13 protein-coding genes are annotated in these 16,520 nt (G+C 54.4%); all 13 read right to left on the reverse strand.

The window, feature by feature from the left end; translation table 11 throughout:
- Window positions 1-48 precede the first annotated feature (48 nt).
- The 13 genes from tssE to PMPD1_RS13945 are packed head-to-tail and all read right to left on the reverse strand — an operon-like array spanning window position 49 to window position 16,491.
- A complete protein-coding gene (gene tssE, locus PMPD1_RS13885) occupies window positions 49-492 on the reverse strand; it encodes a type VI secretion system baseplate subunit TssE (protein ID WP_173634604.1) in 444 nt (147 codons plus the stop codon).
- A 1-nt stretch (window position 493) separates the two neighbouring features.
- Entirely contained in the window at window positions 494-1,030 is a 537-nt protein-coding gene (gene tssJ / locus PMPD1_RS13890) for a type VI secretion system lipoprotein TssJ (RefSeq protein WP_173634605.1), read from the reverse strand.
- Window positions 1,011-2,114, reverse strand: a complete 1,104-nt coding sequence (gene tssG / locus PMPD1_RS13895) for a type VI secretion system baseplate subunit TssG (RefSeq protein ID WP_173634606.1) — start codon at window positions 2,112-2,114, stop codon at window positions 1,011-1,013. Before tssG ends, tssJ begins: the two co-directional genes overlap by 20 nt.
- The gene (gene tssF, locus PMPD1_RS13900) at window positions 2,069-3,832 is read right to left on the reverse strand and encodes a type VI secretion system baseplate subunit TssF (RefSeq protein ID WP_173634607.1); all 1,764 of its coding nucleotides are present in this window, start codon (window positions 3,830-3,832) and stop codon (window positions 2,069-2,071) included. The genes tssG and tssF overlap by 46 nt, the downstream gene beginning before the upstream one ends.
- A 20-nt stretch (window positions 3,833-3,852) precedes the next feature.
- Entirely contained in the window at window positions 3,853-5,448 is a 1,596-nt protein-coding gene (gene tssA / locus PMPD1_RS13905; protein ID WP_173634608.1) for a type VI secretion system protein TssA, read from the reverse strand.
- Window positions 5,448-8,867: an ImcF-related family protein gene (locus PMPD1_RS13910; RefSeq protein WP_173634609.1), complete on the reverse strand. Its 3,420-nt coding sequence runs from the start codon at window positions 8,865-8,867 to the stop codon at window positions 5,448-5,450. Before PMPD1_RS13910 ends, tssA begins: the two co-directional genes overlap by 1 nt.
- A complete protein-coding gene (locus PMPD1_RS13915) occupies window positions 8,854-10,014 on the reverse strand; it encodes a hypothetical protein (RefSeq protein ID WP_173634610.1) in 1,161 nt (386 codons plus the stop codon). The genes PMPD1_RS13910 and PMPD1_RS13915 overlap by 14 nt, the downstream gene beginning before the upstream one ends.
- 3 nt (window positions 10,015-10,017) lie before the next feature.
- Window positions 10,018-10,284: a PAAR domain-containing protein gene (locus PMPD1_RS13920; RefSeq protein WP_173634611.1), complete on the reverse strand. Its 267-nt coding sequence runs from the start codon at window positions 10,282-10,284 to the stop codon at window positions 10,018-10,020.
- 36 nt (window positions 10,285-10,320) lie between these two features.
- On the reverse strand, window positions 10,321-10,584 hold the full coding sequence (locus PMPD1_RS13925) for a formylglycine-generating enzyme family protein (RefSeq protein WP_435529694.1): 264 nt from the start codon (window positions 10,582-10,584) through the stop codon (window positions 10,321-10,323).
- Window positions 10,585-10,586: 2 nt separating this feature from the next.
- Window positions 10,587-11,435 (reverse strand): formylglycine-generating enzyme family protein, encoded by an 849-nt coding sequence (locus PMPD1_RS13930; RefSeq protein ID WP_173634612.1) that lies wholly within the window; start codon window positions 11,433-11,435, stop codon window positions 10,587-10,589.
- The gene (locus tag PMPD1_RS13935) at window positions 11,432-13,660 is read right to left on the reverse strand and encodes a hypothetical protein (RefSeq protein ID WP_173634613.1); all 2,229 of its coding nucleotides are present in this window, start codon (window positions 13,658-13,660) and stop codon (window positions 11,432-11,434) included. Before PMPD1_RS13935 ends, PMPD1_RS13930 begins: the two co-directional genes overlap by 4 nt.
- 43 nt (window positions 13,661-13,703) lie before the next feature.
- Window positions 13,704-16,196 (reverse strand): type VI secretion system Vgr family protein, encoded by a 2,493-nt coding sequence (locus tag PMPD1_RS13940; RefSeq protein WP_173634614.1) that lies wholly within the window; start codon window positions 16,194-16,196, stop codon window positions 13,704-13,706.
- Window positions 16,180-16,491, reverse strand: a complete 312-nt coding sequence (locus PMPD1_RS13945) for a hypothetical protein (protein ID WP_173634615.1) — start codon at window positions 16,489-16,491, stop codon at window positions 16,180-16,182. The genes PMPD1_RS13940 and PMPD1_RS13945 overlap by 17 nt, the downstream gene beginning before the upstream one ends.
- Window positions 16,492-16,520 lie beyond the last annotated feature (29 nt).

Below are 16,520 nucleotides of genomic sequence, written 5' to 3' on the forward strand. Positions count from 1 at the left end.
TGTTCTCCCTGAACAAGCAGGCAAGAAATAGAAAAGAAGGATGACGGACTAAATCCGGGCCTGGTGCCCAAGATAGTTTTGCTGTTTCATATGGCGTATCAGCACTCTGCCTTCCGGCATAAACTCGGTGCCGTAACGCACCAGCCCCAGCCCCTTCAGCTCCGCATCAATGGCATAGCGCAGCTCACCGGGGACGTTCTGCTCCAGCAGCACCACCTCAATCTTTTTAAGTCGTGGCTCGTATTTCAGCAGCACCTCAGAAAGCGTACCCATCAGTTGATGGGCGGTTCCCCGCATCCCCTGCAGGATTTTGGTCATATCCGGCAGACCATAGTCCGGCAGGTGCGCCAGCGCTCCTGCCCGGCAGTTGAGGATGCGCTGCATGTTGTCCAGCACCGACAGAATCACCTGGTTTTCTTCGCTGACCTGGTTCAGGTCGAGACCACCGGCGAAGTTGCCGTAAAGCATCTCGTACAGAGAAGGACGCGGCATTTTACTTCTCCCTGACCGGTATCAGTGTCAGACGATGATTACCCGCTTCAATGACCCGGGCCTTGTCCGGGTCAAGGTCGTCACGACTGAGCACCACCCGCCAGGTGTTATTCGTCTGGTCCGGGGTCATAAACATCCCGGCTACCGCCACGTATTGCGCCTCCGCCTCCATCGGCATATCGACCATTACCGCCCCGCCCGGCGACAGACGGATGTCTTTCTCTACCACCAGGTCCGCCTGGATGGCCTGACTGTCAGCCTTAAACAGTGACGGGTAGTCCGTGCTGTCAAAGGTCTTACGGTCTTTAAGTTGATAAATACGCACCACGGTGGAGAGCGCCACGCCGCCGGCGTTACTGTTCACCGCCTCGCGGGCGCGAATATCAAGATGCAGGGTTTTCACCTGCTTATAAAAAATGGATTTAGTCACGGCGACGGTGCCATCCGTAACTTTCTGGGTCAGGCCACAGCCGGCCAGCATCAGTGTGATACCGGCGGCCAGCGTAGCCAAGTGGAATTTACCAGCGGTAATCGCCATCTTCATCGGTCTCCCTGCGGTGAATATTTTCCTGTACCCGCGCATAGCGGCCCAGACTGATGGTTATTGTTTTTGGGTGTGTTGCCATCTTTGCCGCATTCAGCGGCCGCATCACGGCGGTCCGCCCCAGTTGTACCGCGCCAGCTTTGGGTTGACTGCTCAGGGTTGCGTCGGGCAGCAGGCCGCGCGCCACGCACAGTTGCAGGCGCACATCGAGGCGCGAGCCGAGATACACATGCAGCAGGGCCATCAGGTCGGTGTGAAGGTCGCCACCGGGCAACCAGCCCTGCACTTCAGCCGGGTCGGAAGTGGTCAGTTGCATCAGCACCTGGCTGTTTACATCCGTGGCATAGTGGCCCATCACCGGACGGTTTGTCAGGGTGACGGGCTGGCTGACGCTCAGGGTCAGCGGCTTCTTCAGCGGCACGCGGCGTTTGTCGTGGTGCCAGATTTTCGCCTGTGTACCCGGTGCCAGCAGGCGTACCAGAGAGGCCATCCCTTCCGCTGTGCGCCCCGGCAGCAGCATCACCGGCAGCAGCGCCAGAAAGCGCGAGGCCGGGGTGGCAATGTTTTGTGCACAACCGTCAATCCCGAGCCCGGCCAGCCCCAGCAGGTACTGCGAGGTGTTGTCCTTCCCGCCTTCTTCGAAAGTCGCCGGATACGAGTATTTGCGCCAGATGCGGTAGTACTGGGCAATCAGCCGGTGGTTGAAGATATCGAGAAAATCAGCCGTCGCCTCGTACCCTTCCCGCCGCTGGGTGATGTCATCGATATAGTGCGTCGGCAGCGGGGATTCCACGCCGTAGAGTCCCATAAAGGTGATGCGTACCGTGGGCAGCAGATGCGGCTGCTCAGCGGGCTCGAATGCCTTTATCTCTGACGCCGGAAATCCCATCCCCGGATGCGGCCGGAAGCGCACCGGCTCATGGCGCACCTGCCAGGTGCTGCCGGTAACGGGGTTATCCGGCTGGCTCTGCTCCAGTAGCTGGCAGAAGCGATAGAAGTTGATGTACGGCAGCCGGTCTCCCAGCGCAGCCATCAGCCGGGCAGGCGTGGACTGTGGTTCTCTTTCCACCGGATGCATTTTCCTTCTGGCTGAACAATAAGGGTGAGCTGGTTAAACTGGTTCATGTCGGCATACAGCGCAAAGAACCGGTTGAGCATTTCACCAAAGAGATGAATATCGCCCTCGCCGGTAAAGCCGTTGCTGTCAAGCGTCACCTCAATATCCAGGCCCCGCAACAGGTAGCCCTGTTCAAAGCGCTGGAGGCGGTGATGCGCCACCTGCTGTATCGCCTCCAGGCGACGGGTGTTAAGTTCATCTTCCTGCCAGTTGTACAGCGCCAGCGTTCCGCGCAGTACTTCGGCGGTACTCATCATGTTGAGGAACCCGGAACCCAGGTGACTCAGCACCCGCCAATGAAAACGGTCTTCGGCAGGCGGGTAGACCGGCAGCGTCGGTTTGCAGAGGTTTATCACCGACAGCGGCGTCTGTACCACCTGCTCGCAACGGTCAAGCAGGGTGCTGGTCAGCGCCCGGCGCGGTAGCTGGCCGTTAGTGCCGGTGATTTGCAGCGAGACGGCTTCGCGCTCAAACAGCCGGTCATCCTCCCACTGGTGACCGCCCAGAATCAGCCAGGTATCGTACAGCCCGGTCACGCTGCGTTTTACCCGGATGTGATAGTAGCGCGGCGGTGCATGGCGCCGCATCATCCCGCCTTTGTGGCGGAAACTGCTGAACGGCACGTACTCTGCATCACGGGTCCGGTTAGAGCCGGTGACCGAATCCACGGCATAAATCTCGGTATGCCCGTCCTGAATGCGTTTGGGTCGCAGCAGGTATTCGCTTTCCAGGCCGGTGATGGTGAGCGGGTCCGCTTCCAGGGTGAACAGGTTAATCACCGGTACACAGTGCAGCCGAACCGCGTCACCGGTGACCGGCAGGTCAGACGGCCACGGCGTGCTGAACACGACTTCGATGTCAAAATACTCGGCCCCGGCAGGGGGCGTGATCCCCTCCAGGCCATGAAGGTGGACAAACATAAACTTGTCCCGGAAGGTGAAGTACTCCAACAGCAACTGGTAACCACTGAACGCGGTGTCTCCCTTCGGCCACAGCCGGTCTTCCTCCCCAAACCCACCGGGTGAGAAATACCCGTCAAGCCGGATACGGTCGGTCTGCCCCGGTAGGCGCATATAGAGTGCCGCCTGACGTTTGGTCAGCATCAGGTGTAGCTGACTGCTGACCGGCGCATCCGCCCCGAGATACAGGCTCAGGCGACCGAGGTCGGCCTGCGACCAGTCCGCCTGAGTGCTGCAGGCGAAACGTATCCGCAACAGCGAGCGACCGTCAGGTTCGGTGGTCATGGTGACGCCTGAGACATTCAGGGGGTTAAGCATCACATCCTGCGTGGTGCGGTAGCGGCAGACAGTGTTCTTCGGCCCCACCGGGCGGGAATACACTTCCAGCCCCGCGGGCACCACTTCCGCCATCTTCATGGCCTGCAGCGCCGGGGTGAGCGCCACCACCGAGAGCGAGGGAATGGTCCGCAGGTAATGGGGCCAGAGCATACTGACCAGCCCTTCGGTCAGTTCCGGCAGGTCGTCATCAATCTTTTCCCGCAGTCGTCCCATCGAGAAGGCAAAGCCTTCAAACAGACGCTCAACATACGGGTCGGGTGTACCGGCCTTATCGAGGTCCAGCATTGCCGCCCGGTCCGGATGAGTCCGGGCGAACTCTTTCGCGGCTTCACGCAGGTAGTGCATTTCCGAATCAAAATAGCGCAGGGTTAAATCGTCCATTTATTCTTTTTCCTGTGGAGCTAACCGCAAAGTACGGCGGCACGGGCCGGGTCAACGGCGATCAGTTCGGCCAGAAGCTGGTCCATCACCGGACTGAGGCGTGTTTTATCAGCCTCACTGCGCCCGGCTTTGATTCGAAGCAGTTTCAGATGGCGAGCACGCACTTCGAACAGCAGCTCCGGCTCCCAGTCGCTCAGAGTCATTTCTCCGGCCCTGCTGCCCAGTTCGGCAAACAGGTGCACCGCCAGGTCATTTTTACCGTACTGCTCAGCCAGTCGCCCCATCAGCAGGCGCAGCAGCCACCGCTGGCGGGCGGTATTGATGCCGGGCCGGGTCTGCAGCCAGCCCAGGGCCACATCCAGGCCTTCGCAGTCGGCCAGGGCCACCGCCTCCGGCTCCAGCGCCAGAATGTCGTCGTTACCGGCATCCATCTGCGCGGGCAGCGTGTCACTGCCCCAGCCGCCCGTGGTATCCAGCACACGCTGTTTTATCCAGTTCAGCGTTACTTCATCCGCAAACGGCGTGCCGTCGCTGAAGGCCAGTGTTTCCAGCCCGGACAGGCGGGTCAACAGCCCTTTCAGGTCAGCCGCAATAATATCGGCCAGTGTCTCCTGACCGGACTTTGTCAGGGCCTGGTGGATATACCACTGCAAATCCAGCCACAGATGATTAGCCCCGCGAGAAAAGGCGCTGTCTGCCGCCTCCAGCATCTCAGCCCAGCCCTGTTGCAGGTACAAGCGTTTGAGCAGCGCACGCTGGTCCGCCCGGGGTGGTTCGATGCGCGTGCGCCCCTGCGCATCCGGGGCCGGAATGGCCCGCAGGGTGTCATGGCGCAGGCTTTTCATCAGATGATGGGCGGACAGCCAGCCATCGGGCTGTTCGCGCAGGTATTCAGTAAGCGTCCGGGCCTGAGCCAGTAAATCCTGACCGGAGGTAATACGCCCGATGGTCGGGGCATCGCTGTGGCTCGCCGGGGAAGGGGTTTCCGTGGTCCCGGCGTTCTGCGGCACCACCGCATCCACACCCCCGGCTTTCTGCAGGCGACTCTCCAGCGCACCGTACAGGGCATTAAGCCGGGGCCGGGTCTCCTCCGGCGCGTTTTCGGTGAGGTGCGCCATCAGCAGCAGCGCCCCCGTGGTACGCACCGCCTCTTCCTTGACCACTTCCGGGTACAGAGACAGGCTGTCGGTCATGCGCGAGCTGGCCAGCCACTCCAGCGCCGCCTTACGGCTGCGGTCGCGCTGCGGGTGCAGCTGCGTGCCAAAGCGCTCAAGAAGCCCCACCACCAGTTCGAGCCCTTCCACCAGCCCCTGCTCACCTTCACGGTGCAGCCTGGCCCAGCAGTAGTACGTCGCCACCCGGATATCTTTGGCGGTGGTGGTGAGCAGCTTCTCCGCCAGCCGGCAGATAAGTTCGGTATCCGCGCCGGAGAGTTTGTTGACCTCCTCGCGCATCTGCTGGAAGTCATCGTCATAGCCAGGATCCTCGCCAACAGGCGATGAACCGGACAGCGGCTGCAGCCAGCTGTCCCACTGCGCCACCCGCTCACGGGTGGCGGCAAGCAGAGGTGCCTGCTCTGTCTGGCAGGCACTGAGTAAAGCATTGAGTGTGCTCATCAGTATGCCCCCCCGTCGTCACTGGCCGTATCTGTCGCCGGGTCTGACGGCGCGATACCGGTGGTGCTGAAGATGGTTTCCGGCAGGCGGAAATTACGCAGCTTCAGCAGGGCCAGCGGCCCCTCACCCGCTTCGGTACGCAGGGTATAATTGAGCGCGCGTCCATCCTGGGCCTTCCAGCTCAGGCTGTAGCTGCTGCTCACCCCAGGATAAGCACTCACCGAGGCTTTATCCAGCAGGCGTATCCAGCCCCAGGCGCCGGGAATATCGGCATACTGGCGGGTGCCAGCCTGGGTGCTAATCCAGCTTAAGCTGGCCCCGGGTGCCTCGGTGTCGGCAGGCCAGGTGAAGCGCTTCCAGGCGGGCATCTGATTCACGTAGGTCAGTTTCCGGCTGTCGATAATCATGTCGGTCTGCATCACCCCGGCCGCCGTGCCGGGGCGCAGTTCGAAGTTCATGCCGGCATTGCCTTCGGTGAAGGCCACATCCGAGATATGACTCAGGGTATTGATGGCGGTAAGGAAGACCGGATTAAAGACCAGCCCCTGAGAGTTGATGCTGTCCGGCACCCAGTGATTGCCTTCCCGGTGCAGCACCCCTTTCAGGCGGGTCTGCAGGAACTGTGCAATACGCCCGGAATCGGCATTGAGGTATTTCGCCAGCAGCGGCAGGGAAACATCGCTGCTGGCATTGCTGAACGGGTAACGTCCGCCGAAGGCGCTGTTCCACTCCGCCACCACCGCCTGCTGCCACTGGGCATTGAGGCTGTCGGCGGCCGGGGTCAGCACCTGCTGCCAGGCCTGCTCCATCGGATTGACAAACACCGTGCGGCCAAAGCCACTCCACTCCTGCCCCAGACCGGCCGCAATCAGGCTGCCATAATCACGGGTGTCGGTCAGGTCAACTGCCTTGCCCTCGAACACCGTCTGGGCCAAGGTCCGGGTCATCGCCTGTGGGTCGGCGGCATTGGTCACCTGCTGCAGGCGCAGGCGTACCTGGGTCACGCGGGTCAGATACGACGCCAGACTCAGGGCCTGCGTCCCGGTGCGGCTTTTGTCCATTAGGGCCAGCAGCGGGCCAAAGGTCGCGTCCAGCGGGCCGTGCGCCCCGGCGCTCTGGTCGATAACGTCCCGGTTATCACCGCCCAGCAACGTTTTCGCCGATTTCACCAGCGAGTCTGAAATCGCCTCCCCCGTCTGCCCTGTGCGCCCCTGCACGTTCAGGGTGTTCATCAGCGCCACCAGTGGGGACTGACGCACGTCGGCCATCAGGGTCAACTGGTCAATGGAATCCGATAGCGTGGCAGCATTGTTCCAGCGCAGACTGTTAAGAAACTCCAGCCAGGCACCGCCAAAGTCAGCGAAGTAGCGCTCTGTCAAGCGCGCTTTCAGCGTCTCCGGGGACGCCTCATCCTGCGGCTGTGCCTGACGCTTGCTGTCGGTCAGCACCCAGTCGAGTTCATCCCGACGCGCCTTCACCACTTTCTTGATGGCAGGTTGTACCGCCTGCTCCCAGGCCTGGCGGGTAAACATCCCCGGCACCACCCCAGTAGTGCTGAACAGGCGCGCGGCATCGGTATCCCCGGTCATGTCATCCAGGCGCATATCCACATACAGGTGCGACACCTGCGAAAGCATCTTCTGGTAGAGCGAAGAGTCACTATTGCGTACTCCCATCAGGCGAACCAGCAGGGAGCGCGCCTGGCTGACCATGCCCTCATCCGCACGCAGCGTCCACTCCGGGTGTGTGACCAGTTGCGCGCCCCAGAACGACAGCAATGACGGGGCAATCCCCTGCCAGATACCGTCTTTAATACCATTACGTTTAGGCCAGTCATTCATCAACGCAGAGCTGAACCAGGCGGCGTCCATATGCTCCGGACGCGCCAGCATCAGGTAAAGTTTAAGTTGGTCATAGGTGGTTTTTGCCCTCTGCTCACGCAGCGGGCTGCCCGGCGGCAGCGCATTAAAGGCACGGAGCTGAGTCTGCAGGTGAACCGCTGCGGCATCACGCAGCAAAGGCAAAGCGCTGTTCCGATAACGGGGCCAGAGTGCCGCCAGCAGGGCATTATTCTGGCTCAGTCCGGCACGCTCATACCAGGGCACACTGTGCTCTGAACGGTACTGCAGACGGGAAAGGGTTTTCTGGAGGGCAGAGAGCGCCAGCAGACGCTGCTCCGGCGACAGGTCCGGCTTCACGGCAAGCAGAGCCTGGGTATTCGCACTGGTAATCTGGCTGCGGTTCGCCACATACGAGACACCCATCCAGGCGGCCTGGCCCACCATCGCTAGGGCGACAGCGGAAGCCACGACCTTGCGCCACGGCATGCCGGGCTTAACGGGACGCAGTGCGGCGGGCAGCGAGCGCACAGAATCAGGCAGCACCGCCCAGCGTTTGTCCATGCCCCAGTGGTGCCGGGCGCTGCGCTCAGCCCCGCCCGAAGGCTGGCTGAACACGATGCCTGCCAGCGGCAGCGGGCGGTACGGATTGAGAATCACCGACAGCGGCGCAGTCACGCTCTCCGGTTCGCGGATAAGCTGGTCGGCAAGCATCAGCAGAAAGTTGTGCTTCACCTCACCGCAGGTCTGCTGCAGGCCCTGCGAAATCAGCGCCGGCGTCAGGGCCGCGAGCTGCGCTGCCAGACCATCAACAGAACACCCGGCGGGCAGCAGACAACCTGTCGCCTGCACAGGGCGTCCTTCCGGCTGACCGGCACGCGGATGCAGGGACCAGACGTACAGCGGGAGCTTCCAGCCCAGCGTTTCCATACGCGCGCTGATGGCATGAGACAGGGAATCCAGGGTGCTTTCAGACGGCACCGGCAATGGCGGCTCCAGGCCGGGCGCAGACAACTGGTCGAATGCCGAAGTAACCCACACCAAGCCATCCACCGGACGGCGGCGCAGCTTACGCAGCGCGGTCAGCCAGGCGCTGTCGGCAGGTGTGTTGAGGTCCCCGCCCCACAGCAGCAGCGTGCCACGATCTTCCTGCCAGAGCTGACCCGTCAGGCCGGGAGTCAGCTGCTCCACGTCAGCGGCAGTGCCGGTTATCAGCAGAATGCGGGTTTTACGTCCCCAGCGCCGACCGTAAAGGTTACGCATGGCTTCACGGATGGTGTCGACGGTGACGTTGCGGGGTGCTGTCTGCTGTACGCGACCTTCATCGGTTGGCAGGACATTTTTTCGCTTTGCCTGAAAGCGCGACCACTGCTGTTTAATCGCGAGGCTAATGGTTTTGCCATGGCGGACAAGCAAAAGAAGTATTATCGCCGCCACAAATCCCAGCAACTTTAGTCCATTGCTGGTCAGTCCGAACGCATCACCCTTTTTCCAGATGAGCAATCCTGTCGCGACAGCAATGAGTGTGGTAATGCTGAGGCGTCCCCAGTTGCCACGCCACACTGAACTATCCTTGGCCATTCATCTGATTCCCTGTAGTTACGGTATTGATATAACACTGCGCTTTGTCACCCGAAAGCATCAGGCAGTCTTCTTTTGTCAGCGCGGTAATATCGCTGACAACGGCAGTCATGATCCACGGTGAGAAGGGGCCGCTGAGTCCGGCATATTTTTCCAGCCAGTGGCACTGCTGGGTTTTCCAGCTGCCTTCATATTTTTTTGCACTGGTCAGCAAAGCGGAAAAATCATCTCCCCAGGCTATGCTGTCCCCGACAATCACGTTCGTTTTGATGGCCTGTGACTGGGTCGAGAAAAAGGTATCAAGCTCTTCACTTAGTATTTGGGCCGACTCGAGCGACATAGGCCGAAGCAGGCGAGCGTGATGACTGAGCTGGTATTTTGTTGCCACATCATCAGAGGTCAGCAATAAGGCCGCGAGGGCATCACTGTATTTATCTCTGCCCTGAGTCTGGTGAACCAACAGAAGCTCAACATCCAGAATCGGGGATTTAAGGCATTCACCCACCCAATCGAAGGCGCGGTCTTTAAGAATCGTCAGTAACGGTACGGGATACGCCTGTCCAACTAACTGGAGCCAGCATGCTGAAAATTCTCTCTGCAATGTCTCATCAGGATCGTGTGAATCAGTCAGTAAGGTTGCGTGGAAAGGGAGGTCAGATAAGCGCTGTAATTCTGATATGTCCAGGCCCCCGATCAATGCTGAAAAAGCATCTTCACCCGCAGGTAGCATTATTTTCCGGCAAAGAGCTCTCCCCTGCTCAAGATCTTTGGGGGCCTGCAGAAATGTGGATGGTGTCAATTCATCAGACAGGATAACCCGGCTATACAGAACCGCCAGATAACGCCCGGCCCAAGAAGTCCATTGCTGCTGTGCATAGTCTGCCTCATCGGATTCAAACTGATGACGGTCCATTGCGTGGTTATACATCCAGCCGCGAATACAAATCATAACGAACCAGAGAAAAAGAGGGCCTCCGGAAACAATCCAGAGATTGAATTCTTGTAATGCTCCTAAAAACTGATTGGCGTGGAGAACAAAGAGCAGAACTCCAGCAATAACAGCAATAAGGCCTGCAATCAGCCACAAAACCAATGAAGGTTCTTCTGGCTCTACAGTAATTGTGGCTTTCTGACGCTCCCAGCTCATAACTTATCCTACTGAACAATCCGGCGCACTGGAGATAACATGGCAACCACATTCACATTCGCAGCCATCCACGACAACAGACCTCCCATCAGAGATCCATTCAGATGATCCTTCGATAATGGTATTGACACCATGCCCTTCAACAGGGCAATTAACTTCGTCTCCAACAAGCGCCACTTTTTTTCCATTAACGACCATGGTCGAAGATGCAGAAATAACTTCACCACCATGCGTTGTCTTGTCCCCAAGCAATACAAACCCCTTAGACATATATCCTCCAGATAGTAAGCATGCATTCTTTAAATATTAATTCTCTACACAGCGAAAACCATCGCCAGGCTCTTTATAATCAGGTTTGCTTTTCCCTCGCGTAATATTATATAACCCAAACATAGAGCCTAAATATCCTCTAATCACTTTTTGGTCACCTTTCTCTGGACCTTGAGGATTTTTCTCAGGTGAGTTTTTATAATAATCATCTGAATACCAATCGCTCACCCATTCGTTTCCATTGCCCATCATGTCATATAAACCTAAAGGGTTTGGAGGATATGAGCCTACAGGTGCCATTATCAATTTTCTACGCAACGGAAACCATAGCCTGGAGCTTCTGTTTCCGGCTTATTACTTCCTCGCGTGATATCATACAAACCAAACATTGATCCCAAGTAACCTCTTACTACTTTTTCAGTCCCATTAGCTGGCCCCTGCGGATCTTTTTCAGGCGAATGCTGGTAATAATCCTCAGCATACCAGTCATTAACCCAGTCATGCCCATTACCCATCATGTCATAAAGTCCCAGTGGATTTGGCGGAAAAGAGCCTACTGGAGATCTGTCGTGAGTAAAATTAAGTTTTGAATCGGGAACACTTAGATCATAAATATTATCACTATTTGCAAATTGTCTAAACTTTCCGCGGCTGCGTGCAGCATATTCCCATTGGGCTTCCGTGGGCAATGATACTTTCCGTCCTAAAACACCACCGACCCAATGGCAAAACGAAGATGCATCCGACCAATTAGCCACCGCTGGATAATCATCACCAATGTACTTAAGCATACGTTCGTCATATTTACTTTCAATTTTTCTATTTAAAATCTTTTTATAATATTTATTGGCATCTTTGTTAGTTAAAGATAACCATAAATTAAATTCCCCCCACGTCACTCTATTTTTTGCCATTTTGAAATTCGTCAAATCAACCCAATGAAGAGGCTTGTTGTTATTATCATTGCTGAACGGTAGCTTTTCTCCAACGAGAGACCCAAAATCCCCCATTTGATAACGCCCACCATCTACTGCTACCATCGATTCGACAATCTGTGAAGCTAATTTCCTTTGTTCTTGTTGGCTTTTTTCTTCATTGCAACCAGTAATAATGAAGCTACTAATAGCTATAAAAAAAGTGATTTTATTCATTTTTTCAACTCCATGCCATCAACAACAACTCTGGTGCAGCTTTCCATCAAGAAAGGAGAAACTTCCGATAATGATTTCAATTCATTACCCCGAACCTCTATTGATTCAGGTAAGCTTTCGTATATTGAGATTAAATTTTTGGCGTAATGGCTTGGGAAAATCTTAACGGTGGATGCATTTGGGACAACACTTCCTAATCCATATGTTTGAACCTCTTCGCCCAATGCAAGAAAATCAGTTACTTTCTGTTGGTTTGATTGCCATGAGCCTGATATTTCGAATGCTTTAGATAGATGCTGCATAACATTTTCATAATCTCTTTTTGACTGAATCCAACGTAATGACAGCAGTACGGCCCGTTTTCTTGCACTATATGTCACCTGACCTTCACACTGCGTTTGGGCGTGGCTTGCGGGGCTGGCAACATCATCCCAGAAATTTCGCTCGATCAACGAGGCGATTGCTGCGCCTTTACTTTCGGGAGGCGAATACTTTAAACATCCACCTTGCGTATCTAAAATGTGCTGCATTAACTGTACGCGCCGTTCCTTCTCATCCCAGCTATCTCTTAACTTGTCTAATAGCAGAGCCGTTTCTTTTCCTAAATTATCTGCTAACTGATTAGCACCATACATACCGATAAGCAACGGTAAGGCGCAAAATGCATAAAAATCCCCCTCTCTGATTACATTCTCTGATAACTTAATGTAATCAGCATTCCGAAGCATATAGGTTAAGCATGGCATAAAATCGGTAATAATTGCCTCTCCATCTATATCAAAAGCAACACTTCCTTTTCCCCCACCTCCCCAACACATTCCACCTCTCGCCAGAACTTTGACTCTTCCATTTTCATAACTGAATCTAAAAGAGCCGCTCCATCCCACACCCATTTGAGCAGTGGCCCCCAATGCCACTTTTGCCAGTTGGGTATATTTTAAGTCTTTATTATCAGGATTTAACCACTGAATAGAACCTGCCAGGTTAACTGAAGCCTGAGCACCAGCAAAAACTGTGAGCTCTCCTGTCGCTTCAGGATCCTTCACGGCCTGGCTGATATCTATTTTACGTTGCCCTGGAGGAGTATTATCACCTGAAGTACCAGGAACTCCCTTCGCCCAATTACTTTTGACTGATACACCCAACTCAACCCCCAGACTTGCACCAACGCTACCTACAAGAGCCAGCTCGAAATCAAAACGTAATACGCCCAGACTTCCCATTCCCCCGCCCATTTCAGGCCTCAGGGGGTAAGTCATGGTAATACCGTGTATATCAGGGAGTGAAAGCGTAAATTTGCTCTTAGACTCAGCGAGAGCGAGACTTGCATAGGCACTTGCTTTACCGCTGGTGACAGCTTCTTTTTTTAATTTTTTACCTTGATTACGAAAATCGACTTCAAACGGGTTTAGTTCCTCCGTCAGGCCCGCGCCATAAGTCCAGCGCATGAGCTGTGACTGAGAATCAAAGCCAAACTTATCCCCTTGGTAAGGAGAGTGTTTAAGACTGTCATTCATATCTCTGGCCCACTGCCCAAGAATGCTCGTATGCTGCTCTAATAAATCCTGCTCCGCCTTCAGCATTTTTGGCTTTATCTTACTTACCTGAGATTTGAGTTTATCGTAATCAATCTTTTCCCGTGTTTTTATCTTGCCTTCACTATCAGTATACGATTCTGATATAACAAAACTCTTACCGCCGGATTTTTTATCACCATCTTCAAGCGGATAACGTCGCCATTTGCTGTCAATCTGATCTGAGCGAGCATAGATATAACGAACGCCTTTCATATTCCCGCGGACTTCGATTAGTTCCATCAAACCCACAGCACTTTTGCTGCTGTCAAGGAATGTGGCCTTCGGAAGTTCTTCTGTCGCTGAAAGTGTCGTCAATTTAACTTTCAATTTTTTATTCAGGTCATCAAGCCGCTGGGATTCCTGCTGTATCTGAGTTTGCAGCGCCTTTTGTTCCCCGACCTGCGTCCAGCTCAATTTAGTACATTGCAACGTCAAATCATCAATACGCATTTGCGTATCAACCTGAGCACCTAACAGCTTATTTAATGCATTACTTTCCTGCTCCAGCACATCACCGTCAACAGCCAGAAAGGTTTCGCTATCTGCATGAAAATATAAACGGGTACCAGAGACATGACTGGCTTTGATGCCATTCGCCTGCATCCCTGTTTTACCACTACCATGAACGGTTTCTGTCGTATTACCCATGGAGGCAACTCCTGTTAAATTTGTTCTGATATATTCCGGCTAACTATCCGAGTTCAATTTTTATCTTGTCTGATAATGCTGTGAATATTTCAGCGGTTTTGCCCTCAGAATCTGTCACCCCTGAATAAACCCCCCCCTTACCAGTCGTAATCCGATAGCGAGTGTTTGGTGTGATTTGTCCGGTTTTATCATCGTGCGCCACAAAAAACTCACTATACCCACCAGGAAAATCAGGTACGGAGGATGCATAGCTGGTTGCACTCATTTTCTGCACATTGGCACATTTCAACAGGATATTACCTTCACAGCCCAGAAGAATATTTTTCCCCTGCAACTGGATAAACGATCCATCCAGGTTTTTCAGCACGACATCTTTCGCCGCCGTAATTTCAACCCGTCCTTCCGTACTGGTCACGGTGACATCTTTTTTGGCAATTGCATCCAGCGCATCATCCTGCGCCTGGATTTCTACTTTGCCCTTAGCGGCAAAAAGTTTCATTCCGGCCTTACGCGCCAGCATGCTCACGGCTTCACCCGCCGCCACCGTAAAACGCTTCAGTGCACTGATGTCAGTGTTTTGTTGAGACATAATCCCGACACTGGCACTCCCCGAGGCTATTCGAACCGCCTGAGGGCTGGTGATGCTTACTCCTTCAGGTGCATTCAATACCATTCCTGGCTGGGCCAGGCCTTTAAGAGCCTCTGTCAGCTTCACCTGACTCTGGATATCAGAGGGTAGCGCCTGCGCCGTTTCAGCAGCATCAGACAAACTTCTGGCAATACTCAGGGCATTTTCCAGCTGGGCAATCGCCTCCTGCATGGATAACATCTTATCGCTGGCAAGCGCTTGCTTATCGGCGGTTATAAACACCCCGGCACCACCGCGAATAGAAACATGCCTGTCAGTGCGCAGTTCTGCACCTTCACCCCGCAGTTTACGAGAAACATCCACGTTGTGACCTAAATTCAGCTGCGTCTTGCCGCCGTACTCCGTACTGAGCTTGATATGCTCTTCACCGCGTTTGTCCTCCATCCGTAACTTGTTCAGGCCGGCGGTACGGATAACGTTGCGCGTGCTGTTGGCTTCAGTAACGTGGTCTACATGGCGCGAGTCGTGCAGGGCATGGGCGATATATGGACGATCTGGATCGCCTTCATGGAACGCAATCGCCACTTCAGTGCCCTGTATCAGCGGGAAGTGGAAGCCGTATTTGTCGCCGCCGTAGGGTTTGGCAAAACGCACTGGCATACTTTCCATGCCCTGACGCTTGTCGTCGCGGTCAGCATCGAATTTCACCCGGTACATCCCGGAGGCATCCTGCCAGGCGTAGATATCGTTATCTTTGGCACTGGTAACGCGGGCCATCAGAGTACCGCTGACCACCGGGCGCTTTTTCGCGGCAGGACGCCAGCAGCGGTTCTCGTAGTACGGCATTGCCGCCCATCCCACCTTCAGCGCGTTCTGACGGCTGGCCGAGTAACCAGCGCTGATGATGACGAGGCCATTTTCGGTTTCACGCGGTAGTGTCGGCGGGATAGCCGTTTCGGTGATGGTCAGCACTTGGGCCGGACCGAGGGTATGGTCGGTACTGCTGCCGGTCACTGTTGTCTGGCTGGACAGGAAGCGTTCATGTTCCAGACGTGCCCAGAAGTTACCGGTTTCTGCCGTCGGCGTGATTTTATCGCCACGTTCAAGGTGACGTGGGCGGTAGTGATACACATCCCCGTAGGTATTCCCCTCCCCGTCGCCGCGGGTCATGTCCGCCGGAACAGAGGTCAGGATATTCTGCGCTTCGCGGTGGTTATAGTCGCTGGCGGTGACAGAACGTTCCACCACGTTCTGTCGGACGTTAACCCCCCATACCGAGTCGGCCGCATTATCATTCATCCCCGACGGGCTGCTGAGCGGGAGCGACTTACCGAACGTCCAGGCACTTTGCTTGTCCGCGAAATTGACCACCTCAGTCTGGGTGTCCGGCTGGAGAGTGAAAAAGTAAAATATCCCCACTTCGGCCAGCAAGCGTTCAATGAACGCAAGGTCACTTTCCTGGTACTGGTTTATCTGTTCCCGTTTTGGGTAGGTTTGTTTAAGCTTGAATTCATATTCCCATCCCTTCAAACCATGCTCGCCAAGAATTTGCGCTACCACTTCCGGCACTGATTTGTTGACGAAGAAACGGTGAGTACGAAACTGCTTATCCAGTAAGGATATAAAAGGTTCCAGAATAATTTCATACGTGATCTGATCGCGTGAACCGGTCAGGCGTCGGAAATTTGTCACCACACCATGAACAATTTTACCGACAACAGAATTAAAGAGTTCCCCCACCCCCATGCTCAGAGTAGCGGTTTTACTTAACATCATTTCAGCCGTAAGGTCCGGGTGTGAACTGGTAAAACGAATGGTATAATGATAGAGAGTACTCATTTGTTCTAAACCATCAAAACGCTCCACATCCAATGGATAAGGACAGGAAGGAATATCTAGTTTATAGCGATTAAGGACACCCTCTTTCATTTTAAATATATTTTCCATTTATATAATCCCTATCCCTAGTCAGAATGATATTGAATAAAATTAAACTCAACAGATATGATAAAAAATATCTATAATGATCCCACTCATCATAAATATATTTCAGGGCGAATTTATAAAGCCCATAGCCTATGAGCAAGGCTACTATACCTGCCCCCCCCAGAATAAAGCGGTAAGGATTGGCAGAAAAGAAGAAGCAGTAGACAGAGTAAACCATACTGATAGTTCCTAGCATCATCCCGATACTGGCTACAATCCGTGAAACAATGATAAGTATAAAGTCTTTTGTGCTCATAACCATCCATTCAGCCACGTTGCAAGATG

This window comes from Paramixta manurensis (assembly GCF_013285385.1).
Lineage (GTDB): Bacteria > Pseudomonadota > Gammaproteobacteria > Enterobacterales > Enterobacteriaceae > Paramixta > Paramixta manurensis.